Genomic DNA, 1,223 nt, shown 5'->3' with positions numbered 1-1,223 from the left:
GTCTGGTGTTAAGTGTTTTGATCTTACTTTTGTTGGGACATGTCCGGGACTGCCGGCCCGTCCGGGTGGTACGCGCCGGCGGCGATCGCCGCCACCCGACCACCCGCCGCTGACCTGGTCAAACCATGCTCCCTGGGGTTCCGTCCGACCGACCGTGCCAGCATGGCACGCCCTCGATCATCACGGTAGCCGCCGCTCGGAACTCTCAGCGCACCCTCATCTTGGGCGCCCGTCGAGGCCGGGGCCGCCGCTGCGGCTCCCGCCGCGAACGACGTCCGGAACATCCCGGTTCAGCCGGACGCGCGCCCGCCCGAACCGAGCCTGGTCGGGCGGAGCGCGCGTCCGGGGAGCGGAAGCCGGGTCAGTCGAACAGCACGACCTGGCGGATGACGTCGCCCCTGGCCAGCGCCCCCAGGGCGTCGTTCAGGTCCTCGAACCGGATCCGCCGGCTGATCAGGCCGTCCAGGTCCAGCTTCCCGGCGCGCCACAGGTCGACGAACATCGGGATGTCGCGCTTGAGGTCGCTGCCGCCGTACAGCGACGACTTGACGTTCTTGCCCTCGAACAGCAGCGAGAACGCCGACATCTCCCAGTTGTCGTCGGCCGCGCCCGCGCCGACGACGATCACGTCGCCGCCGCGCCGGGTCAGGTTCCACGCCGTGGTGATCGCGCTGGACTTGCCGACCACCTCGAAGACCTGGTCGAAGCCCTGGCCGAGGGTGAGCAGCCCCTTGGTCTCCTCCAGGTTCTCCAGGGTCGCGGCGTGCGTCGCGCCGAACTGCTTGGCGACCGGGTGCTTGGCCTCGTTCGGGTCGACCGCGAGGATCGTGGACGCGCCGCAGATCCGGGCGCCCTGGATCACCGACAGGCCGACGCCGCCCGCGCCGACGACCGCGACCTTCGAGCCCGGCCGCACCTTGGCGGTGTGGAAGGCCGCGCCGACGCCGGTCGGGATGCCGCAGCCGAGCAGCGCGGCGTACTCGAACGGCACGTCCTCGGCGATCTTGATGACGCCCTGGTGGGGCAGCACGACCTCCTCGGCCCAGGTGCCGACGCCCGCCATCCCGAACGCGGGGGTGCCGTCGCCGAGCTTGAACCGGGGCTCGGAGAACGCCGCGCCGATGAAGCCCATGCACAGGTACGGCTCGCCGCGCAGGCACTCGGCGCAGACGCCGCAGTCGGGCGTCCAGTTGACCACCAGCGTGCGGCCCGGCGACCACGTG

Annotated in this window: 1 protein-coding gene; it reads right to left on the bottom strand. The window is 71.3% G+C overall.

The window, feature by feature from the left end; genetic code table 11:
- Positions 1 to 361: 361 nt before the first annotated feature.
- A partial coding sequence (locus AB0J52_RS41405) for a zinc-binding dehydrogenase (protein ID WP_500188746.1) occupies positions 362 to 1,223 on the bottom strand: 862 nt, incomplete at its 5' end.

It is taken from the genome of Spirillospora sp. NPDC049652 (assembly GCF_040675125.1).
GTDB lineage: Bacteria > Actinomycetota > Actinomycetes > Streptosporangiales > Streptosporangiaceae > Spirillospora.
This window is presented reverse-complemented; position numbering and strand designations above follow the sequence as displayed.